A 21,818-nucleotide genomic window follows, 5' to 3' on the forward strand; every position below is an offset into this window, starting at 1 on the left:
AAAGATGAAAAAGATAATAGTAATAATTAGTGTTTTTTTGGGCTTTTACGCAAATTCGCAAACAGTATCGGATATACAGAAACAAAATGCAAGAGCTACCGGTTATGCAATTATTGCAGCTAAAAATCCAGGCATTGATTTTAGTGTTATGGTTATTCCATGGGATGGCACAAACACTCTTGAGCAAAATGCAACCAATCAGATCAATCCTTCCTGGCATGCACAATGTGCCATAAAAGGGAATTACTTTAATCAGGGGTTTGATACCACAAACTTTACGGCATATAGTTCAGTAGTTACAAGTCAGGAGCAATTTGATATCTATAAAAGTACCGGAACGCAGTGGTGGATTGTATGTAGTGTATTACCGGCTTTCAGTCCCGGTGTAGGTGGAGTCCAGATGATCAAACCAACCGTTCAGGATTATTCTCCAGTATTAACTTTAAAGAGAGATAGACCAGATGGAGGATACATACAAGGTATTCAAAGTAAACTCAATAATGGAACCGATAACTGGTTTTTTGGAAATTATAATGATGACAAATGGATGGTTTCTAAAGGGGATTTTCAATCTCCAAAGTTAGTCGTAAAGAACAGCGGTAACATCGGTATTGGTACAGAATCACCTCTTGGGCTCTTGCATGTAGGTGATAACACAGGTGCCGGAATACTTTTTTCAAATAGAATATCGGGAGTTAGTTCACAAATCCCAGGGCAAATTGCTTGGGGTGATTCCTCAATGGGATTAGCTGGAGATTTAATTGTTTCACCTAGGACAAGTATTGCTAATAATTCGGTTCGATTTTATACAAATGATGGGGCGAGTATTTCGGAACGATTCAGGATTGCTGGAAATGGCGATATTGGAGTTGGAACAAATGCACCACAGGCTAAATTAGATGTACGAGGGAAATCGTCATTTAGTGACAATATGGTAGTAAATGCGAAAATAGAAGCCAAAATAGTTAAAGTTACAGCAACTCCAACCGCCGATTTCGTTTTTGAAGAAGATTATGGTCTTCCGAAATTGGAGGAAGTTGAAAAACATATTAAAGCAAAAAAACATTTACCTGAAATCGCTTCTGCTAAAGAAATGGAAAAAGAAGGAGTAGATGTAGGGGAGTTCCAGATTAAGCTGTTACAGAAAATTGAAGAATTAACCTTGTACGTTATCGATCAGAACAAGCGTATCAAAGAGTTAGAAGCAAAATTGGAAGAAAAACAAAAATAAGCCTGTTTTAAAAATACAGGGAAGATATCAACGATAAAGAATAGTCATCATTTGTGTCTTTTTTGAAAGACTGCATAAAGTTTTCATCTGAGTATGATAGATAAATTAAACAAGTTAATCACCTTTGCATTAGTATTGGTAAGTTTCACGGCAACTTCCCAGACAATTTTAAATACCCCGGTCAGAATTTCCCGATCGGTGCAGGACCCTAATTCTGTATTTTTGAAGCAAGGTTTTGAAGCCAATTCAACAACAGGTATAGAGTTTGAAGCGAAAACAGTATTAACAAGTTCTGTTTCGAGTGGTACATCATGTGAGGAATTTGGTAAAGTGGTTATTTCAGAAATTTATTTTGATACTCGATATTCTGAAAACATTGAAGGAAGGTACCATCATTATGGTGAATATATTGAATTATACAATTCATCGAATACCCCGATTGATTTAACAGGTTGGGTCATTAAAGATAATCATACACAATTTACTTTACACCAGAATTTTAATAATTCAGATATGATTATTGCACCTGGAGGGTATAAGTTAATTATCTATAGTGGGTTTTATGCTTTCAGGATGCCACTTCCGGTTCAGGGTTATCTCGATCAAGGGGCATCGAGTTATATCGGGATGACTGCTAAATTCATAGAGATGTTTCCTGAATTAAACAGTTTGCCTAATTTTACTGTTAATGATATTATCATACAGGACCGAATGGTGTTGTGTAATGAAGGTGATAAAGTTACTTTAGTAGCACCAACTGGAACAGTGGTCGATCAGGTAGTATATTCACAAATAGACGGTGGCTTGTCAGTTGGCCCGCAAACTACTGACTTAACAAAAATATCTTCGATAAATATCGATAATGGTGATGGACATATTTTTAACGGGCCAATCGGTTTAGTGAATCAATTGGATTTGAATGGCATTGTAGTAGTTGATGGTAACGGGGATCCTATCAAAGAACAACATGACGAATTCAAACAGGCTATTTACCGTTCAAACGTAGAAGGATATTATGCTAATAAATCATTTCAGTTTGCAATAGCTACTGCATCACCTGCTTCTTCACCTCAGGTGAGTGTTACATTAGCACCCATTGATCCTTACATGACCGCAACTTATACTCCTAATGATGACAATCAGACCGAAAGCGTTGTCTATGATATTAAGACAGGATCAGTTATAGGGCAATCCAAGACCTACTTTGATGATTTGGGTAAACCCCATGTTTCAATAAACAAGGATTTTCAAAACAACCTGACTTGGGGAAGTGAAACGGTTTATGATAATTTTGGACGTAATTGGAAGCAATCTTTTCCAACAACTACCTGTAAGGGGCTTAATAATGTAAAATATTTATCGGATAGTGCAATACGTTCACAATATTTGGAACCTTTCTATAGTAACAACAATATGCTTGAGGCCTATCAAGCTACAGCTGAACAACCCTATTCTGAGATTAATTATGATGATGATCTGAATCCTGGGAATGTGATCAATATAGTAGGGGGTAACAAAATTGATGATGGTTCAGGTCAGCCAAAATGGAAAACTGGGTACAGTTATACGGTACCAGCCGCTCAGGAAATGTATTATGCTTTTGGTTATAATTATTATAATGGGGCAATAACTGGTGGAAAGGAAGAAGTCATAACAAAATTTTTTAAATCGGTAAGTGTAGATGCTAACGGTGTGGAAAATGTTGTTTTTACTGATGGGGAAGGTAAAGTCTTAGCAGCGGCTCGATCGGGAGAAAGTAATAATTACCCTGTGTATTCACTTATTGGTACACAAGGTTTTATAGATGTACATATTCCTGTGAATGCACCTCCGGGAGTACTCCTTGGAAATGTTTCCGATTACAAAGTTTTCAACTTAAAGACAGGTATGCAAATTGTTCCAACTCCTTCCAGTCTGCCTTCAGGAGAAGGATATCGTATAGAATCTAATGTTATTCCTACTACAGATCCTAAAATATATATCGACCAAACGCCAAGTGGAGGAGCAATTACTTATGACGCAGGAGCTTTAGGAGTTTCTTATAGTGTAAACTATTATCACTATACCTTGAACATATATACCGAAACAGGACAATTAATTAAAAAGGTGCAGCCAAAAGGATATGAGTTTAATATGGTCATAAAAGATGTGCCACTTCATATGCAACCTGCAGCCATATCATATATTACAACGTATAGCTACAATAATCAGGGACAAATCAAAGAAATAAGCAGTCCGGATGAAGGAGTTTCGAAATTTGCGTATCGTAGTGACGGGCAAATACGCTACTCACAAAATGCCCTTCAAACAGATTCAAAAGTATCCTATACGAATTACGATGAGTATGCACGCCCTGTTGAAAGTGGTATCATAAAAGGAAACTTTGGTATTTGGGCGGCAGCCTCAGCAGATACAGACGGACCATTAGTGATAGGCTTTTCAAAATCAGAGCAGATATTTACAATTTATGATCATCCATTGAATTACGATGTCTCTATTACCTCTGGAGATCAAATACCTACAAGTTTGCAGTTAGGTACGCTAGTGGGATCAACGTACAAACAGGAAAACCTGGCGGGTAATGTAGCGGTGACTTATAGTAAATCAGGTTCGTTGTTTAATGCCATAACCTGGTACAATTATGATGTTTACGGACGTGTTGTATGGTTGGTGCAGTACAATGACGGACTAGGAACCAAAACCATTCATTATGAATATGATTACAAAGGGAATCCAATCAAGGTAATCTTCCAGAAGGATGTGGTGGGAGAAAAATTTATGCATCTTTATACCTATAATACCATCGACAATGCTTTGATTAAGGTGGAAACAGTCAAAGGAACAGATGCGCCTGTCACCCATGCCGAGTACAGTTATTATGCAACTGGAGCGTTAAAGCGTACGAATATTGCACAGGGAGCACAGGGAATCGATTATGTTTATACCCTAGGAGGCCAGTTGAAAAGTATTAACCATCCCAACCTGACACAGGCAGATGACCCGGGACATGATCCAAATGATGTTTTTGGTCTGATCTTGGATTACCACAACGGTGATTATCAGAGAGCCAATACAAATATTGCATCTTCACCAACAATAACGGGTCCTAATCAGGATTTTACCGGTAACATTAAAGCGGCACGCTGGGGCAATAATAATTTGACAGGAACCGTTGACAAAGCAGCTTACATGTATAATTATAACCGCAACGGTTGGATGGAAAGTGCCACGTATGGAAGTTTTAATACCGCTGGTGCGATTACACCGAACAATAAATTTGCAGAAAAAAATCTGACTTATGACGCCAATGGTAACATTGAAAAACTGCAGCGTACAAACGAAGCGGGAACTGTTATCGATGATTTGGCTTATAAGTATAATAACAATAACCAATTAAATCATGTTACTGATGGTGTGAACCCGGGAGTAAACTACGACATTGATATGCAAAGTCCGGGTAATTATGTGTACAACAGTGTAGGTCAATTAATAAAAAACAACAGTGAGAACATAGATTACCTATACAATACACAGGGTCTGATCACTGAAGTTAAACAAAGTGGCCAAACCAAAGTTAAATTCTTTTACAACGAACGTGGACAAAGAGTTAAAAAGGAAAGTTACTCATTGGCGGGTACTTTACAAAGTACCACCTATTACGCATTGGATTTCAGTGGTAATACTATGGCGGTTTATACCAAAGTGGGAGCAAACCCAATCGTTCAAAATGAAATGCCTATTTATGGTTTATCGCGTTTAGGAGTGTATACAAGATCGACAACTGCAGGTACAGATTATATGAACTATCAGATAACTGATCATTTAGGAAATGTAAGGGCGATTGTGAAAAAACCGGTAGGAAGCCCGATAGTAGCAATTTTTACCGCCGATTACTATCCTTTTGGGGAAAAATTACCGTCAAAGGACAACGTTAGCGGAGTGTACCGTTATGCTTACCAAGGTCAGGAACTGGACGGCGAAACCGGTATGGAAGCTTTCCAACTTCGTCTATGGGATGGACGTATTGGTCGTTGGTTGAATCCGGATCCAAAAGGAGAGTTCTTTTCGCCTTACTTAGGAATGGGAAATAATCCAATCAGCCTTATTGATCCTGATGGGGGTCATACAAGTGATTTTTATAGACGTTTAGATGCAAATGGAAAACCAACCGGAGAAGTAATGTGGTTAGATATGACTGGTAAATTAGATGGTTTTGAATGGTTAGGTGCTGAATATAATTACCCGGGAGTGGGTTATGGATCTAGTTTGTATGGGAGTATTACTTCTTATAGTTATTCAACCGGAGAATTTACTTGGGAAGCTGGTAAGAATTACACGGAGGCTGTAGCTGTATCTGGTGTTAGTAGTAAAAGTAATTTTTTTGATTTTAAATGGTCGGATTATAGATCACTTACTCAAACTAATAACATTGGTGAAAGTGAGATTGCTTTTTCTCCTTTTGGTCTTGGAAGGGTTGATGTTACAAATTTTGCAGAGCAAGTTACCGGTACTCAAAAATTATTTGATATTAACGCGAAATACGATAGTGAAGGATACCTTGAAGATATTGAATACAGCTTGAATTTAGGACCAAATGCAGGAATAACATATTCCAGTGCTAATACAGAACTAAAATTTATGAATGCTGCAGGTGTAGGTGGAAGTGCTTATGCAACAGGTATTAGTATTGGGTCAAAAGGACTTGGTATACATTCAGAAGTTGGAGTAAATACCAAAGTAGGTAGTGATGTATATTATACTCCTTCGAAGACAGTAAAAGCAGCTTTGATATTTATATTGTCGGAAGGAGCTATTAAGCAGCCGATGGGGTCGTTTGCACATTAATATATTATAAAAATGTAAACTTTTAAATTTTTATTTTAGCTGTAAAACCAAGCTCCGCTAAGTCTGATTACGTCGAATCTTCGATTTCCTGTCTTGGAGAAATATACAAACAAAAAGCTATAGCAGAAATGTTGTAGCTTTTTTATTAGAAAAGAATTCTGATTTATTATTTTTGATATAACCCGATAGCGCGGATTTATTTCGTCAGTTCGCTATGCCCAGGTGTAATCGTGCCCGCAAAGAGAGGAAAACAAAATCACAGCTTTTTACAGTTGTGGTTTTTTTATTAACAACCAAATTGTGTTAAAAGTTTTGGAATTAGATTTGTGATGGGATGTGCACGGGTTGTAAACCTGTGCTATCAGAACTTTTCAACAAATGACTGAAAAGAAAAAATAAGATATATGAAAAAAAACATAGTAATATTATTTCTAATGTTCACTCTGATTTCTTTTAAATCAGCAAAATCATTATTTGCATCAGATAATGTATTTGAAAATTATGCAAAAGAAATAATTGGTAAGATTTTAAAAAATGACAAGATTACCAAACGCGGTCATAAAGAAGATAAATTCCATTTTAAGTTTAAGAAATTAAGTGAAAACTACTACATAGTTGATGTGGTCTTGGATGAATATAAGCCAAAGCAATACAGCAAAAAAATAAGACATTTAAATTTTGATGCTTATTTGTATTCTGGGAATAATAATGCTAATCTCGATAAATCAGTTTTTTTTATTCCAGATTCGATTTATTGGCAATTTTTGATTTATGTTGAAGGTGACAAAATAACTATTTTAAAAAAAATGATCTTATATGATTGAAATGCCTTGTCAATAATCATTAAAGTTTATAATAATTGTAAATAGTACAAACCACAACCGTAAGAAGTTGTGGTTTTTTTATGCCTTTGACTAAAATGCATTTAGTCATTCTTTTAATTTAATTGGCGATTGTGTTATTGGGGTTTTATTTTGTGGCAATTTCGTTTTTGAAAATGGATTTGCTACAAAATTTTCCGCAGTTGTACAATCGAACAATCGAACAATCGAACAATCTGAAAATCTAATAGTCTAAAGATCTAAGAAGTCTAAGGAGTCAGCAATCAAACCGCCTTAATCACATACGTTACGATGCCCCAGATGCTAATTTGGTTTTCTGCTGTAAGTTTTATAGGTTGGTAGTCTTTGTTTTCGGGAAGTAAATACAGGCAGTCTTTTTCGAGTTTGATGCGTTTGACGGTAAACTCTCCATCTACCAGGCACACCGCTATTTTATTGTCTTTCGGTTCGATGCTCCGGTCCACGACTAAAATATCTTTGTCGTTGATTCCGGCATCAATCATCGAGTTTCCATTGACTTTGATGTAAAAAGTGGCCAATTGGTTTTTGGATAACTCTTTGTTTAAGTCGATGTTGGTTTCGGCAAAGTCTGCCGCAGGCGAAGGAAATCCTGCCGAAACTCCGCCCGATTCATAAGGAACCTGCTGGTTGCTGTCGAAATCAGGAGTAAAAAAAGTCAGTTTGTTGGAATTGTTTATTGGCATTGGATTTCAAGAATTTCTTTAAAATTGGTGGTGTAACGTTGGGACAAATGGTTTTGATTCATATCCCATGTCTTTTCAAGGTTCTGATTGCCTAATTTGATTTTACGCCCGCCAATTTTCGCATTGAGATGGTCGATGGTTTCCATCAATTGTAAATGTTTCGGATTTTCATCTTCAAACATATGGAATTGTTTGCTGTCTTCGGGTATTAGACTGGTTACTATTACGCCGGCTTTTTTGAAAGGGATGCTTTTGTTTCCACCGAGCATTTGTTGTAACAAGGCAATAGCTGCGTTGGCAATTGTTAATGTCGAATTCGTTGCAAATGGTAAGGTTACCGCTTGGTTAAAATAATACTTGTCCGAAGGATATTTATGTTTGTCAATCACTAACATGACAATGATGGTGTGGCAACAGGATTTCTGTTTGCGTAATTTTTCGGCACAGACTGTTGCAAAGGTCGATACACGCTCTTTGAGTAAATCAAAATCGGCAATTTGTTTTGGAAAACTTCGAGTAACCGCAATGCTTTTTTTCTGTTCCGAAACGGGTTCTAATGGTAAAACCGACTTGCCTTCGAGTTCTTGTTTCAAGCGAAGCCCAATAACGCCCATTTCTTTTCGAATCCAGCCTTCGTGTTCGGGTAACGTAAAATCATAAGCGGTTTTGATATTGCGAAGCTGTGCTTTCTTTGTTGTGCGATATCCGATTCCCCAAACGTCTTTAACTTTAGTCCATTTTAATGCTTTGATGCGACTTTCTTCTGTATTGATGATGTAGGAGCCTTTGGTTCGTTCCGGGAATTTGCGCGCAATTTTATTGGCCACTTTGGATAATGCTTTGGTTTCTGCAAAGCCAATCGAAACAGGTATGCCCAACCATTGCTGGATTCTTGATTTTATCTGTAATCCGTAAGTATGGTAATCAACAATGTTCATGCCGTCAAAGTTCATAAACGCTTCGTCAATACTGTAAATTTCTATATTGGGCGTGAATTGCCCTAAAATTTGCATAACTCGGCTACTTAAATCGCCATAGAGCGGGTAGTTGGATGAGAAAACAGTGATGTTTTTCTCTTTTAGCAGTTCGCGGACTTTAAATTCGGGTGCTCCCATAGGAATACCTAGTGCTTTGGCTTCATCGCTTCGGGAAATGATACATCCGTCGTTGTTGGATAAAACCACAATGGGTTTGCCCATTAATTTGGGTTGAAAAACACGTTCACAAGACGCGTAAAAATTATTGCAATCCACTAAAGCATACATGTTGTAAAATTAATCAATATGCCGTGTCGGAAGATGTATACAGTCGTTAAAATTTTGGCTTATCTGTAATTTTCCAGTTTTTCAGGACCTTCTAAGTATTCCTTTTTGATTTGTAAAGTGCCGTCTTCTTTGGTGTCAATGAACCATTTGATTAACGCAATATTATTGTTTTCGATTTCAATGCCGGTTATGCTTCGGGGATGCACGCAACTTCCGTCGTTAAAATAATGCAGGGCGTTGTCCTCCGGTTTTGGGAATCGAGGGCGGTGGGTATGGCCGGTTAGGGTAATTTTGTTATGATTGTTGGCGATCCATTTTTTGATACGGCGTTCTACTTTAATGAGTTCGACGTAGTTTTTTGCAGGACTTGTAGGATCTTTGATTCCCCAAACTTGTAAAGGTTTCCATAAAACGCGAACCAGAAATCGATTGATTTTCCATCCAACATAATTCATAAAATCGGCCTGATGTCCATGAGTTAAAAATAATTCCTGTTGGGTTTCGCAATGTTGTAGGACAATGGCTTCTTCGTATTTGATATTGGGGAAAAGTGGTAGTTTCTTTCCTGTTTTCGGTTCAAAATAGTCGAACAAATTGCGTTTTACTACGTTAGGATTTCGGAACACAAAATCATGATTTCCAAAAATCATGTGCAAACGGTTTTCATTAAAAAAACGTTGTAAGAGTAGGTAAACATTTTTGTTGGCCTCAAAGATGTCTTTGAAAAATAAATTTTCCCACAATTCATCACCATCACCTAATTCAATATACGTAAAATGATGATTGTAATAATGTGTTAGTGCGTGATAGTAGATGTTGCGATTGTTAGCAAAATCATCGGCAAAACTCGCATCACCACGGTGACAGTCACTAAACAGAATAAACTTCGAGTCGCTATTGAACCAAATGCGTTTGGCATTTTTATAGGCTCTATCTAATCTGTCTTGCGATGAAAGCATAGGGAAAATTTATGCTAAAGATACCTCTTTTTTATTAATGGCTTCTTCGATAGCATTCCATAAGCCGATTCTTTTTTCAAGTGCGGCAATAGAAACTTCTTCCACTTCGTTCCATTTTTGAGCATCGTTACCACATAATTCGGTAATCATCTGCATGGCCATCGGTCCGTGTTCATCAGCGTCCAATTCGATGTGTCTTTCGAAATAGTAAATCAGTTTGGACAAATCGGTTTCAGGGAAGTTGGTTCTGAAGTTGTGCAAGATTTCGGTGAACATATTTGGAATTAGATCTTCTCTTCCGAAGGTAAAAGCGGCTGCAATTTTATGCGATTTCCCTTCTTCAATCACTCGGAACGTAAAATCCAGAAAAGCTTTTACATTAGGATGTAGGTTGCTATTTCTGATGGAAATAAATATATTTTTAGTTTCCAGAACATGTTCCAAAAACGCTTCGATTTCATAGGTTGGCGCGCCACAATCCTTCATTGCTTCAAGATACATTTCGAAATGGCTTTGTCTTTTGCCGTCTATAGTCAAATCCGATTCTTCTGCCAACACTATTTCGTTGATTAAATAGCGTGTTTCGGTGTTTTCGGTAGCAAACCATGGAGTAGTCGTGCAGGTTAGCTTTTGCTGTAAAGCTTTTAAAAGTGACATGAAATCCCAAACGGCATAAACATGGCTTTCCAAGAAGAAATGCAAGTCTTCTATGGATTTTATTTTTGAGTACAACGAATGGTGCAACAATTGTTGTTTTTGTTGTTCAATGGATTGATTTACAGCGGCTATATTCATGGGGCAAATTTTAAATGATATACGAAAAACAGTAGGTATTGGTTTTTGTTTTTCTCGCTACAAAAATAAAAAAGCTTCCTGTAATAGCGAAGCTTTTCATATTGATTTTGTTTATGTTGTTATAAATTGCGGTATTTTGGCTGTATTAGGATACTATTTTATTCGAAATTGTTAGTCAACATTTGTACGGTAGCTTTATGTTGTGTCGATTTGCGCAGAACTAAGAAATTAGAAAATTTATGGAGTTTGTTCTTCTAGTGTTTTTTTATGCACAGGCCTAAAACAAAAAAAGAGCCTTAAAAAGGCTCTTTATGCATTGGTTTTGAAACTATTATTTGAAAGCAGAGAAACCAGTTACATCCATACCTGTAATTAATAAGTGGATGTCGTGAGTTCCTTCGTAAGTAATAACAGATTCTAAGTTCATCATATGTCTCATGATTGAATATTCACCTGTGATACCCATTCCGCCTAACATTTGGCGTGCCTCGCGAGCGATTTCAACAGCCATGTTAACGTTGTTTCTTTTAGCCATCGAGATTTGTGCAGAAGTTGCTCTTCCTTCGTTTCTCAATACACCCAATCTCCAAGTTAATAATTGTGCTTTGGTGATTTCAGTGATCATTTCGGCTAATTTTTTTTGTTGTAATTGAGTGGCACCAATTGGTTTGTCAAATTGAATTCTTTCTTTTGAATAACGTAAAGCCGTATCGTAACAGTCCATAGCGGCACCAATAGCACCCCAAGCAATACCGTAACGAGCTGAGTCTAAACATCCAAGAGGAGCGCCTAAACCAGATTTGTTAGGTAATAAGTTTTCTTTCGGAACTTTTACGTTGTCAAAAATTAATTCTCCAGTAGCAGAAGCACGTAAAGACCATTTGTTGTGTGTTTCAGGAGTTGTGAAACCTTCCATTCCACGCTCTACAATTAAACCATGGATTCTTCCTTCTTCATTTTTAGCCCAAACTACAGCAATGTCAGCAAAAGGAGCATTGGAAATCCACATCTTAGCACCATTCAATAGGTAGTGGTCGCCCATATCTTTGAAGTTAGTTACCATTCCACCTGGATTAGAACCGTGATCTGGTTCTGTTAAACCAAAACAACCGATGAATTCACCTGAAGCTAATTTTGGTAAATATTTCATGCGTTGTTCCTCATTTCCATATTTCCAGATTGGATACATCACCAATGAAGATTGAACAGAAGATGTAGAACGAACACCAGAGTCACCACGCTCGATTTCCTGCATGATTAATCCGTACGAAATTTGATCCAAACCTGCACCGCCATATTCTACCGGGATGTAAGGTCCGAAACCACCAATTTCTGCTAATCCTTTGATCAATTGTTTTGGGAATTCAGCTTTTTGAGCATATTCCTCAATGATAGGAGAAACATCACGTTTCACCCATGCACGTGCTGCATCACGTACTAATTTATGTTCATCTGTTAATAAATCGTCTAACAGGTAATAATCCGGAGATTGAAATAAATCTGGTTTCATCTGTGTTTTTTTTATAGTTTTTAATTAGTCAGATGTAATTCGCATAATTCACATTATACTCATTTCACAATTAAATTATTGCAAGCCATGCAATATATTCATTCAGGGCACAAAAGTAAGTAAAGATTTTTAACAAATCAATTACGGATTGTTATAATTTTTAAAGCGATTATTTTTCTAAGTTTTCATTAATGACTTTGTTTATAACTTCATTAAGTTTATTTTTGGGGAAATTAATTTTTAAATGAAGTTTAATTTCTGGCTTTTTACGCTTTTTTTATCGTCAGTTCTGCTTGCACAAAAGAAAGATTTTTTGTCAGATGCCGAATTTACAGAGCTTCAGCATAGAGCCAGGTTGAATATCAACTCCAATATAGATAGTTCATTTTATTTTGCAAAAAAAATTGAATTGTCAGAAAAAACTTCCCATAAAACCTTTGCTTACGGGATCAAATCGTACCTTTTTCAATTGAAAGGGGACACTGTAGAATCAAAAAAAACATTAAAAAAAGCATTTCAGTTGCTGAATCAGTTGCCCCATTCAAAATCAAAAATTCAGTTGCATTCGTACCTATTAAATTATGCCGGACTCATTGAATGGAAGAAAAATAATCTGGGTAAAGCGTTAAAATATTATTCCGAAGGGAAAGCGCTTTCGAATCAAATCAATGATATCGAACAAATTGTTAAGTTCAATAATAATATTTCGCTAATTTATTCTGATGTAAAAGAATTCGATTCGGCAATTAAAACGTCCAAAGAAACCTATCTTCTTCTGCGAAAATATGGGTACTTGTTTGATAAAGATCAATTTTATCTGAATAAGAGTAATACGAGTTTTAATATTGCCAACCATTATTTCAATTTGTACAATCGAAAAGTACAGCGACGAATTTATTTGGATTCTGCGGAGTTTTACTTCAAGGAAGCGGTTAGTTTTTCAGATGATTTGTTTTTGAATAAACTGAACTCGGAGTTGAGTTTGGCTGGGATATACCAAATCAAAGGTTTGGATTTGAAAGCCGAAAAAATGTACCATGAATTACTGCAGTTGACAGCTAATCATCCTAAAGAACGCTATATCATTTATTATAATCTTGGTTATTTATATTATAAAACCAAAAGAGAGGAAAAAGCGTTGGTTTGTTTTAAAAAGGTAGATTCGTTATACGCAGTTCACCCAGTACGTTCGAGTGAATTTATCAATTCGAAATATTGGCAAGCTAAAATATTCAATTCAAACGGGAAATCGGAACAGGCATACAAATGTTCGACCGTTTATTTGGATACTTTGAGCAAGTATGAAGCGCAACTTAATTCGGAAATGTTGGAAGTGAAATCCAAAATTGGATTTGAAAGCTTTAAGAAGGAAATGAACAGAATCAAGGTAGAAAATTACCAATCGTTCATTATTAGTAGGGGCGCATTTGGTTTGGCTTTGTTGATCTTCATTTCGATATTGTCTTGGCTGGTCGTGAATATCAGGCAAAAGAAAAGCGCTGAAGAGAAAATCAAAAAACTGATTGATGAATTTAGTCAGGAAAAGAATGATCGAATGGATATGATTGAAATTCCATCGGATAAGTTTGTTCTCAATATTGATGAAGAAAAAGAACTTAAGATATTACATGATTTAAGAAAATTGGAGGAAAAACAGTTCTTTTTAAGTAAAGATTTTACGCTACCTAATGTAGCAAAGAAAATAAAAACCAATACGACGTATTTGTCGTACATTGTGAATAAACGATTTGGAAAAACGTTCAGTGATTATTCGAATGAACTTAAGATTAATTATGTCATCAGTGAAATGATTAATAATTCACTCTATCGAAAATACTCTACTCAGGCAATTGCCGAAAGCGTTGGCTTTAAGAGCGCTATATCGTTTACAAAATCTTTTAGCAAAAGAACGGGTGTAACTCCAACTCAGTTTGCTAAAAGATTTAATGATTGATTTTTTATGGTACAATAACAACAATAGGTTCGGTTGTTCCAACGACAACTGGAGGAGGGGTAATAATGATCATTTTTCCAGAACCATTGGTTGTGCCTGAAGTCGTTGCACCTTTAATCGGATCTGTTTCATCATCCGGACCTGGAGGTGTAGTATCTCCACCGGAAATCTTTGCTAATTGATTTTTTGTTAATTCATGTTGTCTGAAATTGTTCAATTTTGAGCTTAAATTTTTCATCGTTTTATCGTTTTGAACAAACTTAGCTCATTATCGAAACCGTATCCCAGATGTGGGCTCTTCGTATCCTGTGGTTGAATTTGATTTAAAATAAACTTCTTATAATCAGATAATTACAACTTTTTTTTCGAATTAATAATGTATAAATTGTTAATGTATAATTTACAAATTATCTAGTTTTTGTTTTTTTTTTACCCTCATATAGTAGAATATTTGTAGGACTCTCTTTAAAAAACAAATTGAAAATTAAGTACCTCATTTATGAATTTAGTTAAGAAACTTTTGATTCAAAACAAATACTCAAATTCGATTGAAGAATTTGAGGATTTATTTTCATCCCATCCTAATTATCCAAGTTTATTTGCTATTACTGATTCGTTGAATCATTTGGGGATTGACAATGTAGCCATAAAAATACCAAAAGAACAATTTGTGGAATTACCATATATTTTTCTAACACTTTACGATAATGAATTGGTATTGTTGCTTAAATATGAAGAATATGTTACAGTAGAAAATGAAAAGGGGAAAAAGCAAAAATTATCGTTCAATGAATTTCTTTCAGGATGGAGTCAAATTATAGTAGCGGTAGAACCCAATGTTGAAGAAAATAAGCACAATGCTAAAAATTATAAATGGATCACATATGTAGTACCTTTTTTATTAATGTGTTCGGCTTCTGTGTTTTTAAACGAGTATTCCGTTGCTGCCATTTTATCATTGACCGTATCGATTGTTGGAATGGTGTTAGGCATACTGATTATGCAGGAAAAATTAGGTATTAAGACCGAATTGGTGTCGAAATTCTGTAACCTAACCCCAGTTGCTTCTTGTGATTCAGTAATTAAATCCGATAATGGAAATATCACCAGGTGGTTAAGTTTTGCGGATTTACCAATATTGTTTTTCAGTACCAATATATTGGCGCTTTTAATGAATCCGATTCAATCGGCTTGGATTGTATCCGGACTAAGTTTGGTGTCAATTCCTTTCCTAATTTATGCAATATGGATTCAGCAAGTAAAGATAAAAAAATGGTGTGTTTTATGTTTAGCGGTGTCTGCTGTAATCCTTTTACAAGGGTGTGTTTTCTTCGCTTCCAATTCTGATTTAATGGTAAATGATTTAGCGAAAGGAATAACTTTCTATTTGTTTTCTTTTGTTTTTATGTTTTCTGGATGGTTGTTGTTAAAGCCTATTTTGGAAAAAGCGAATAAAGCTACGAGAGAGGTACATGAATTGAAAAGATTTAAAAGAAATTTTAAGGTTTTTCAATCGCTAACGAAAGAAGTAACCTCGGAAATCGGATTGCACAAATTAAAAGGAATCGAGTTTGGCGAGCCGAATTTCAGCACAAACATTACTCTTTTTGTAAGTCCAAGCTGTGGTCATTGTCATAAGGCTTTTAAAGATGCCTATGAACTCTATGAATTGCATCCAGAAGATGTTTACCTGAATGTTCTCTTCAATATTAATCCTGAAAACGAAGAAAATCCGTACAAGACAATTGTGGAAAGCTTGTTGATTCGAAATACAATCGATACGCAGGAAGCTCAGGAAGCACTCATAGATTGGCATATCAACAATCTGGATATCGAATTATGGAAACAGAAATGGGGTGCTAACAATAATGATATGTTGGTCAATAATGATTTGCTAAACCAATACCAGTGGTGTACTATGAATAATTTTAACTATACACCAATTAAAATTGTCAATTCAAAACTTTTCCCTAATGAATATGAAATTTCAGATTTGAAATATTTTATGAATGATTTTGAGGATGAATTCCAATCGCATTATGAAAAATTAGCACAAAGTAGTGTATAAAAAATAGGTTCTCGGCCAGGAACCAACAGACAGAAATCCCAAATGTCTCTAAATGATTGGGAATAAGCAAACTAAAAACTAATAATTATGTTAAAAAGCATTTTAGACCTTAAGGGTGTACAGCAACTAACTGTAAATGAGCAAAAATTTATCACGGGTTCAAAAGAATTGCAAATTGCTGATGCAAGCTTCCCGTGTTATTGCAACGGAGTGTATAAACAAGATTGTGGGACAGTTCAGTGTTGTATTTCTGCTTGCGGGCTTTAACATCTTAAATCATGTTAAAACACATTTCTAATTTATCCAATGCTCAAGAATTGAGTAAAAAGGAGTTGCAAAGCATTAACGGAGGTTACGCTTGTATTGATGGCTGGAAATGTCCGGTAGGAACTTATTGTGATGACAACGGACTTTGCAGAAGAAATTAATCCATTTTAATTACTAATCATTAAAACCATTAAATTATGTTAAAAAACATTTTAAACTTAGAAGGTGTTAAAAAATTATCATCAAATGAGCAAAAATCTATTAGCGGTGGACTAAAGGATTGTATCGATCCAATGACAGGTTTATGTAAATACTACAGCTTAGCTTGTGCTAATCCATGTCGTATCCAATTAGAGCCATAATAAAAATGAATTATAGTAATCCCTGATCATATTCGGGGATTTTTTTTAACCAAAAAACAATAAAAATCATGTTAAAAAACATTTTAAACTTAGAAGGAGTTGCTAAATTAACAGCTAATGAGCAAAAGTCAATTAAAGGTGGATGGATTCCCGATTTAAGCCAAATATGTGGTTATTATGTGTTCAATTCAACACAATCACAATGTATGTCGCTTTCTGCAATTCATCAGCCTGTATGGAATCCAACAACACGTAAATGTTCTGCTTTAGGAACAGGTACGAATTGTAATGACTAATCGAGAGATTATGTTAAAGAATATCGTAAACTTAACAGGGGTTCATGAATTGTCTGCCTCAGAACAAAAAGCAATCATCGATGGAATTCCGGCAGGCTGCAGGTACCAAACATGGCCTGGAACCAGCTTGGCAAATTGTATGGCAACCAAATTGGAAGGCTATAATTATACCTACAGCAACGGTACTTGTAAAGCTTACTTTTGTGGTCCGATTATTCCTCCGCCTCCTTATTAAAATTTCAAAAAGGGTAAAATTAGCGGCAACTTAGTAATGGGATTGCTTTATTATTTTTAGAAAAAGAGGGGAGATTTCCTCTCTTTTTTTTAAAACTTATAGCAGTTGGAATAACGATTTTAAACATAATAAATAACCTGTTTTTCATTTTACTTGACTTTATGCATTTAAAGATTATTTTTGTTAAAAATATCCCCCAAAAATGCGACAGTCAATTTTTTGTGCCTTTCTTTTGATTACTTCGTTAGTGTTTTCTCAGAACAGGAAAATGCTGACTGATAAACAATTTCTAGAATTACAGGATAAAACTAAACGATTTATAAATTCAAATGTAGATAGCGCTTTTGTTTTTGCCAATCGGATTGAACAATCTCAAAATGCAACTCATAAAGTCTTTGCACTTGCAGCAAAATCCTATTTGTATCAGTTAAAAAGAGATAGTATACAGTCGAAAAAGTATTATGCGGAAGCTAATAATTTACTGATCCAAATTCCAAATGGGCAGGAGAGACTTAAAAGTCAAGCGTTTCTACTTAATTGTGGTGGACTTTCCGAATGGAAAAGGTTAAATTTTGGTAAAGCATTAAGCCTTTTTTTAGAAGGTAAAAAAATTTCGAAGAAAGCAGGTGACTTAATTCAGGTAGTTAAATTCAATAATAATATTGCTTTGATCAACTCAGAAGTAGGTAATTTTAAGTTGGCTATTAAAGCCTCAAGGGAAATGGATGCCTTTACAGACGAAATTGAGTACCTATATGCTCATGATCAATTTATAAGAAGTAAAAGCAATATCAATTTAAATTTAGGTACTTTTTATGAAAAATATTATGCCAATAATAAATCCCAAAAAAAGTTATTGGATTCAGCAGAATATTACTATAAAAAAACCTTGAATTATTCGAATAACCTTTTGGTGACGAAGATTAATGCCAAACTTAATCTGGGTAATGTTTATTTTCTAAAGCGTGATATGCCTAGAGCTAAAAAAAACTATGAGGAAGTTTTGTTTTTAACGAAAGAGGATGGGAATTTGGTCGAGGAATATTATACCACTTTATACAACTTGGGTAATTTATGCTTTACCCAAAACAAGTATGATGAATCTTTGGTCTATTTCTTGAAAATGGATTCTATTTACAAATTGAATAAAATAGAAAAAGAACAATCTATTAATTCAAATTATTACCTGGCTAAAATTTATAACAGTTATGGAAACGCCTCAAAAGCGAGAGCCTACTCTAAAGCTTATATAGAAAGTTACGAGAACAACGAACTTAAATTAAATGATGAAACTTCTGAAGTGAATGTAAAACTTAATCATGAAGAAGTAAAAAAGGAGATGTTTGCAATTCAAAAAAAGTACAAAAACGATCTTATGTTGAGGTATTTTTTTACCGGACTTTTGATTGTTTTGATAGCAATGTTCTTTTATTTTAAAAGCAAAAGAGATAGAAAGAAAGTCAATGCAAAAGTCAATGCAATTATCGAAAAATACAAATTGGATCAGCTAAATATAAATTCTACAGAAGTAAAAGACACGTTTGAAGAATTAACCGATAGTCAAGAAAAGAAAGAAGGGGTATCTATTAATCTTGATGAAGAAAAAGAAAATGAGATTCTGGAAAAATTAATCGTTTTGGAGAAAAAACTATATTATCTGAAACCGGATTTTACTCAGCAAAGTGTAGCTAAAAAAATAAAAACCAATACGACCTATTTATCTTATGTGGTCAATAAGAAATTTGGTAAATCATTTAGTGAATACTCCAATGAGCTAAAAATTAATTATGCCATTAATGAAATGATTTCGAATCCTGTCTACAGGAAATATTCTACACAGGCTATTGCTGAGAGTGTCGGATTCAAGAACGCAGTTTCTTTTACGAGATCCTTTAATAAAAGAACAGGGGTAACCCCTGCTCAGTTTATTAAAAGATTAGAATCTAATTTGGTTTAAGGTTCAAAAACTAAAATTTTAATTTCTGTAACACCTGGTTTAATATCTCCGTTATTAGTTCCTGTTGTTGGGTTAACAGGATTACCGTCTTCATCTATTAGTGGAGGTGGTGGGGAAAAATCTCCTCCAATTACTTTTAGTTTTTTTTCTTTTGGTAATTCACTTCCCGCGAATTCATCAAGATTTAACTTTTGGTTTCTCATAATTTTTAAATAGTTTTAATTGATTCTTCAAATGTAAATTGAAATCGAATGCAATCGGCACGATAACGGTTTTCAAAACGCAATTATTTGTAATACATTGATTATTAAATAATTGCGTTGCTATTTCTTAGCGATAATTTGTAAATTGTAAGTGCCATAATTTACAAATTGTAAGAGACATCATTTTTTTTATTCTAAAAAGCGCTAAATATTTGCCAGACTTTCAACGAAAATAAAATTGAAAGACTAACAAATAAAGGTATGCGTTTAGTAAAAAAACTTTTAATTCAAAGCAGATATTCAAATGCTGTTGAAAATTTTGAAGACTTATTTTCTTCTCATCCTAATTATCCTAGTTTATATGCGATAACCGATTCTTTAACTATTTTAGGAATTGATAACCTTGCCATCAAAATACCTAAGGAACAGTTTGTAGGGTTACCTGAAGTTTTCCTGACATTATACAAAAGAGAACTTATTCTATTATTTAAAGAGAATGAGTCGGTTGTTATGGAGGATGAAAAAGGGAAAAAAACTATAATGTCAATTGACGAGTTTCTTTTGGATTGGGATCAAATCATTATTGCTGTCGAACCTAATGTAGAGAGACAGTTGTCCAATAATCATCGCAACTATAAATGGCTTTCCTATAGCCTACCTGTGCTGATGTTGATTGCAATTTCCATGTTTTTGAACGGATTTGGTGTCAATTCGGTTTTTTTAATGATTACATCGCTTTTAGGACTAGTGTTGAGTGTATTTATTCTGCAGGAAAAGCTAGGTATTAAAACCGAAATGGTGTCGAAATTCTGTAACATGAAACCGGAAGCATCGTGTGATTCTGTAATTAAGTCGGATCAGAGCCAAATTACCAAATGGCTTGGTTTTACCGATTTACCTCTTTTGTTTTTTGGAATAAACTTTTTTGCATTATTGATTCAACCCAATGCATCTGCTGTAATCATATCCGTTTTAAGTACGGTTACAATTCCATTTTTGGTGTATTCAGTCTGGATACAGAAGACGAAAATCAAAAAGTGGTGCTTACTTTGTTTGGCAGTTTCAGGTGTTGTTTTTCTTCAAGGTCTTAACCTTTTCTCACTTTCGAAAACAACATTACTAACCGAAATAATTTCTGGAATACCAACCTATTTATTTGCTACTGTTTTAATTTTTTCAAGTTGGATGCTGCTTCGACCTTTCCTAGAAAAAGAATCTAAAGTTGCACAAGAAAATAAAAAACTGAAAAGACTCAAAAGAAATTTCAAAGTCTTTCAATCATTAACAAAAGAAGTAACATCCGAAATTGATTTGCTTAAATTGAAAGGGATTCAATTCGGAAAACCCAACTTCAGTACCAATATTATTTTATTCCTGAGTCCAAGTTGTGGTCATTGTCATAAGGCTTTTGAAGATGCTTACCAATTGTATAAAAAGTATCCAGAGAGTGTTTACTTAAATGTACTATTCAATGTTAACCCCGAAAATGACCAAAATCCTTTCCGTTTTGTAGTTGAAAAACTATTGCAAATTAACGCAATGGATTCAAATAAGGGACATCAAGCTTTAATCGATTGGCACCTTAATAAAATTGGAATGGAAGCCTGGAAAGAAAAATGGAATAATGATTCACATGATATGCTGGTGAACAATGAAATTCACAATCAGTACAACTGGTGTTTGAAAAATGAATTGAATTTTACACCGGTTAAAATTATCAATTCCAGACTTTTTCCTGAGGAATACGAGATTTCAGAATTGCCATTTTTCATGAACGATTTCGAGGAAGAATTCGAATCGCTTTATACTAAAATAGCGCAATAATAGCGCAGAAATATATTCTTGGCCGAGAATGGACAGATTTCCCAACTGTCTCTAAATGATTGGGATATTAATCAATAACCAAAATTAAAATTACCATGTTAAAAAACATTTTAAACTTAGACGGAGCACAAAAATTGACAAATGCTGATCAAAAAACTATTCAAGGTGGAAGACCACCAGGTATATGTACTGATAGTAATATCGTTTGTACAGGAGTAGGTAACGCTGGATGTCCTGTAAATCAAGGATGTTATATTCAAGACCCAGATAGTACTTATGCACTTTGTAAGTGTTTACCAAGAGGCTAATCAACAACTAAAAACGCTTTTTATGTTAAAGAATCTTTTAAATTTAGAAGAGGTTAAGGAATTAACCAATGCCGAACAAAAGTTGATTTCTGGAAGCGGAAGTTCTTTCGGATTGTGCTATTGTGCAAGCTTAGGATATGAGGTTGATTGTGTAAACTACGATCACATTTGTCCATTAGATAATTAATTAAAA

At 34.8% G+C, this 21,818-nt stretch carries 20 protein-coding genes; 13 read left to right on the plus strand and 7 right to left on the minus strand.

The features are described from left to right. Nucleotides 1-4 precede the first annotated feature (4 nt). The 3 genes from ACFO7M_RS01145 to ACFO7M_RS01155 all read left to right on the plus strand — a co-directional run bounded on the left by ACFO7M_RS01145 (nt 5) and on the right by ACFO7M_RS01155 (nt 6,900). The gene (locus ACFO7M_RS01145; protein WP_379733579.1) at nt 5-1,231 is read left to right on the plus strand and encodes a hypothetical protein; all 1,227 of its coding nucleotides are present in this window, start codon (nt 5-7) and stop codon (nt 1,229-1,231) included. A 93-nt stretch (nt 1,232-1,324) separates the two neighbouring features. Next, complete coding sequence (locus ACFO7M_RS01150) at nt 1,325-6,076, plus strand: lamin tail domain-containing protein (RefSeq protein WP_379733581.1); 4,752 nt, start codon at nt 1,325-1,327, stop codon at nt 6,074-6,076. 404 nt (nt 6,077-6,480) lie between these two features. Continuing rightward, nucleotides 6,481-6,900, plus strand: a complete 420-nt coding sequence (locus tag ACFO7M_RS01155; RefSeq protein ID WP_379717102.1) for a hypothetical protein — start codon at nt 6,481-6,483, stop codon at nt 6,898-6,900. Nucleotides 6,901-7,181: 281 nt separating this feature from the next. Here ACFO7M_RS01155 and ACFO7M_RS01160 read toward each other — a convergent pair whose 3' ends face one another. The 5 genes from ACFO7M_RS01160 to ACFO7M_RS01180 all read right to left on the minus strand — a co-directional run bounded on the left by ACFO7M_RS01160 (nt 7,182) and on the right by ACFO7M_RS01180 (nt 12,151). After that, nucleotides 7,182-7,622, minus strand: coding sequence for a LexA family protein (locus tag ACFO7M_RS01160; protein WP_379733583.1), 441 nt, complete (start codon nt 7,620-7,622; stop codon nt 7,182-7,184). Continuing rightward, entirely contained in the window at nt 7,613-8,887 is a 1,275-nt protein-coding gene (locus ACFO7M_RS01165) for a Y-family DNA polymerase (RefSeq protein ID WP_379733585.1), read from the minus strand. The genes ACFO7M_RS01160 and ACFO7M_RS01165 overlap by 10 nt, the downstream gene beginning before the upstream one ends. A gap of 59 nt (nt 8,888-8,946) precedes the next feature. After that, the gene (locus tag ACFO7M_RS01170; RefSeq protein WP_379733587.1) at nt 8,947-9,846 is read right to left on the minus strand and encodes a metallophosphoesterase; all 900 of its coding nucleotides are present in this window, start codon (nt 9,844-9,846) and stop codon (nt 8,947-8,949) included. Nucleotides 9,847-9,855: 9 nt separating this feature from the next. Further along, complete coding sequence (locus ACFO7M_RS01175) at nt 9,856-10,641, minus strand: DUF3050 domain-containing protein (RefSeq protein ID WP_379733589.1); 786 nt, start codon at nt 10,639-10,641, stop codon at nt 9,856-9,858. 331 nt (nt 10,642-10,972) lie between these two features. After that, nucleotides 10,973-12,151: an acyl-CoA dehydrogenase family protein gene (locus ACFO7M_RS01180; protein ID WP_379717083.1), complete on the minus strand. Its 1,179-nt coding sequence runs from the start codon at nt 12,149-12,151 to the stop codon at nt 10,973-10,975. A gap of 244 nt (nt 12,152-12,395) precedes the next feature. Between ACFO7M_RS01180 and ACFO7M_RS01185 the strand changes: the two genes are divergently transcribed. Beyond that, nucleotides 12,396-14,105 (plus strand): helix-turn-helix domain-containing protein, encoded by a 1,710-nt coding sequence (locus ACFO7M_RS01185; protein WP_379733592.1) that lies wholly within the window; start codon nt 12,396-12,398, stop codon nt 14,103-14,105. 4 nt (nt 14,106-14,109) lie between these two features. On the opposite strand, the gene ACFO7M_RS01190 is transcribed toward ACFO7M_RS01185, so the two are convergent. Further along, nucleotides 14,110-14,343, minus strand: a complete 234-nt coding sequence (locus tag ACFO7M_RS01190; protein ID WP_379733593.1) for a bacteriocin — start codon at nt 14,341-14,343, stop codon at nt 14,110-14,112. 261 nt (nt 14,344-14,604) lie between these two features. On the opposite strand from ACFO7M_RS01190, the gene ACFO7M_RS01195 reads away from it, so the two are divergent. The 6 genes from ACFO7M_RS01195 to ACFO7M_RS01220 all read left to right on the plus strand — a co-directional run bounded on the left by ACFO7M_RS01195 (nt 14,605) and on the right by ACFO7M_RS01220 (nt 19,290). Then, nucleotides 14,605-16,173, plus strand: a complete 1,569-nt coding sequence (locus ACFO7M_RS01195; protein ID WP_379733595.1) for a vitamin K epoxide reductase family protein — start codon at nt 14,605-14,607, stop codon at nt 16,171-16,173. Between the two features lie 278 nt (nt 16,174-16,451). Further along, nucleotides 16,452-16,601, plus strand: coding sequence for a bacteriocin (locus ACFO7M_RS01200; protein WP_379717071.1), 150 nt, complete (start codon nt 16,452-16,454; stop codon nt 16,599-16,601). A 36-nt stretch (nt 16,602-16,637) separates the two neighbouring features. Next, complete coding sequence (locus tag ACFO7M_RS01205; RefSeq protein ID WP_379717068.1) at nt 16,638-16,802, plus strand: hypothetical protein; 165 nt, start codon at nt 16,638-16,640, stop codon at nt 16,800-16,802. Between the two features lie 68 nt (nt 16,803-16,870). Then, the gene (locus tag ACFO7M_RS01210; RefSeq protein WP_379717065.1) at nt 16,871-17,098 is read left to right on the plus strand and encodes a hypothetical protein; all 228 of its coding nucleotides are present in this window, start codon (nt 16,871-16,873) and stop codon (nt 17,096-17,098) included. Nucleotides 17,099-17,108: 10 nt separating this feature from the next. Then, a complete protein-coding gene (locus ACFO7M_RS01215) occupies nt 17,109-17,333 on the plus strand; it encodes a hypothetical protein (protein ID WP_379733597.1) in 225 nt (74 codons plus the stop codon). A gap of 202 nt (nt 17,334-17,535) precedes the next feature. Then, nucleotides 17,536-19,290, plus strand: a complete 1,755-nt coding sequence (locus ACFO7M_RS01220; RefSeq protein WP_379733599.1) for a helix-turn-helix domain-containing protein — start codon at nt 17,536-17,538, stop codon at nt 19,288-19,290. Here ACFO7M_RS01220 and ACFO7M_RS01225 read toward each other — a convergent pair. Continuing rightward, nucleotides 19,287-19,493, minus strand: coding sequence for a hypothetical protein (locus tag ACFO7M_RS01225; RefSeq protein ID WP_379717056.1), 207 nt, complete (start codon nt 19,491-19,493; stop codon nt 19,287-19,289). The genes ACFO7M_RS01220 and ACFO7M_RS01225 overlap by 4 nt on opposite strands. A 261-nt stretch (nt 19,494-19,754) precedes the next feature. Between ACFO7M_RS01225 and ACFO7M_RS01230 the strand changes: the two genes are divergently transcribed. The 3 genes from ACFO7M_RS01230 (at nt 19,755) to ACFO7M_RS01240 (ending at nt 21,812) form a co-directional block, all read left to right on the plus strand. After that, nucleotides 19,755-21,317, plus strand: coding sequence for a vitamin K epoxide reductase family protein (locus ACFO7M_RS01230; RefSeq protein WP_379733601.1), 1,563 nt, complete (start codon nt 19,755-19,757; stop codon nt 21,315-21,317). A 95-nt stretch (nt 21,318-21,412) separates the two neighbouring features. Then, nucleotides 21,413-21,625 (plus strand): hypothetical protein, encoded by a 213-nt coding sequence (locus tag ACFO7M_RS01235; RefSeq protein ID WP_379717050.1) that lies wholly within the window; start codon nt 21,413-21,415, stop codon nt 21,623-21,625. Nucleotides 21,626-21,647: 22 nt separating this feature from the next. Next, entirely contained in the window at nt 21,648-21,812 is a 165-nt protein-coding gene (locus ACFO7M_RS01240) for a hypothetical protein (RefSeq protein WP_379717047.1), read from the plus strand. Nucleotides 21,813-21,818: the final 6 nt, after the last annotated feature.

The sequence above is a fragment of the Flavobacterium sp. GCM10023249 genome, from assembly GCF_042653365.1.
Classification (GTDB): Bacteria; Bacteroidota; Bacteroidia; order Flavobacteriales; family Flavobacteriaceae; genus Flavobacterium.

What these genes read in the sequence shown, in the direction of transcription:
- ACFO7M_RS01145 (WP_379733579.1), top strand. Translation starts at nt 5, where the DNA reads ATGAAAAAGATAATAGTAATAATTAGTGTTTTTTTGGGCTTTTACGCA.
- ACFO7M_RS01150 (WP_379733581.1), top strand. Translation starts at nt 1,325, where the DNA reads ATGATAGATAAATTAAACAAGTTAATCACCTTTGCATTAGTATTGGTA.
- ACFO7M_RS01155 (WP_379717102.1), top strand. Translation starts at nt 6,481, where the DNA reads ATGAAAAAAAACATAGTAATATTATTTCTAATGTTCACTCTGATTTCT.
- ACFO7M_RS01160 (WP_379733583.1), bottom strand. Translation starts at nt 7,622, where the DNA reads ATGCCAATAAACAATTCCAACAAACTGACTTTTTTTACTCCTGATTTC.
- ACFO7M_RS01165 (WP_379733585.1), bottom strand. Translation starts at nt 8,887, where the DNA reads ATGTATGCTTTAGTGGATTGCAATAATTTTTACGCGTCTTGTGAACGT.
- ACFO7M_RS01170 (WP_379733587.1), bottom strand. Translation starts at nt 9,846, where the DNA reads ATGCTTTCATCGCAAGACAGATTAGATAGAGCCTATAAAAATGCCAAA.
- ACFO7M_RS01175 (WP_379733589.1), bottom strand. Translation starts at nt 10,641, where the DNA reads ATGAATATAGCCGCTGTAAATCAATCCATTGAACAACAAAAACAACAA.
- ACFO7M_RS01180 (WP_379717083.1), bottom strand. Translation starts at nt 12,151, where the DNA reads ATGAAACCAGATTTATTTCAATCTCCGGATTATTACCTGTTAGACGAT.
- ACFO7M_RS01185 (WP_379733592.1), top strand. Translation starts at nt 12,396, where the DNA reads ATGAAGTTTAATTTCTGGCTTTTTACGCTTTTTTTATCGTCAGTTCTG.
- ACFO7M_RS01190 (WP_379733593.1), bottom strand. Translation starts at nt 14,343, where the DNA reads ATGAAAAATTTAAGCTCAAAATTGAACAATTTCAGACAACATGAATTA.
- ACFO7M_RS01195 (WP_379733595.1), top strand. Translation starts at nt 14,605, where the DNA reads ATGAATTTAGTTAAGAAACTTTTGATTCAAAACAAATACTCAAATTCG.
- ACFO7M_RS01200 (WP_379717071.1), top strand. Translation starts at nt 16,452, where the DNA reads ATGTTAAAACACATTTCTAATTTATCCAATGCTCAAGAATTGAGTAAA.
- ACFO7M_RS01205 (WP_379717068.1), top strand. Translation starts at nt 16,638, where the DNA reads ATGTTAAAAAACATTTTAAACTTAGAAGGTGTTAAAAAATTATCATCA.
- ACFO7M_RS01210 (WP_379717065.1), top strand. Translation starts at nt 16,871, where the DNA reads ATGTTAAAAAACATTTTAAACTTAGAAGGAGTTGCTAAATTAACAGCT.
- ACFO7M_RS01215 (WP_379733597.1), top strand. Translation starts at nt 17,109, where the DNA reads ATGTTAAAGAATATCGTAAACTTAACAGGGGTTCATGAATTGTCTGCC.
- ACFO7M_RS01220 (WP_379733599.1), top strand. Translation starts at nt 17,536, where the DNA reads ATGCGACAGTCAATTTTTTGTGCCTTTCTTTTGATTACTTCGTTAGTG.
- ACFO7M_RS01225 (WP_379717056.1), bottom strand. Translation starts at nt 19,493, where the DNA reads ATGAGAAACCAAAAGTTAAATCTTGATGAATTCGCGGGAAGTGAATTA.
- ACFO7M_RS01230 (WP_379733601.1), top strand. Translation starts at nt 19,755, where the DNA reads ATGCGTTTAGTAAAAAAACTTTTAATTCAAAGCAGATATTCAAATGCT.
- ACFO7M_RS01235 (WP_379717050.1), top strand. Translation starts at nt 21,413, where the DNA reads ATGTTAAAAAACATTTTAAACTTAGACGGAGCACAAAAATTGACAAAT.
- ACFO7M_RS01240 (WP_379717047.1), top strand. Translation starts at nt 21,648, where the DNA reads ATGTTAAAGAATCTTTTAAATTTAGAAGAGGTTAAGGAATTAACCAAT.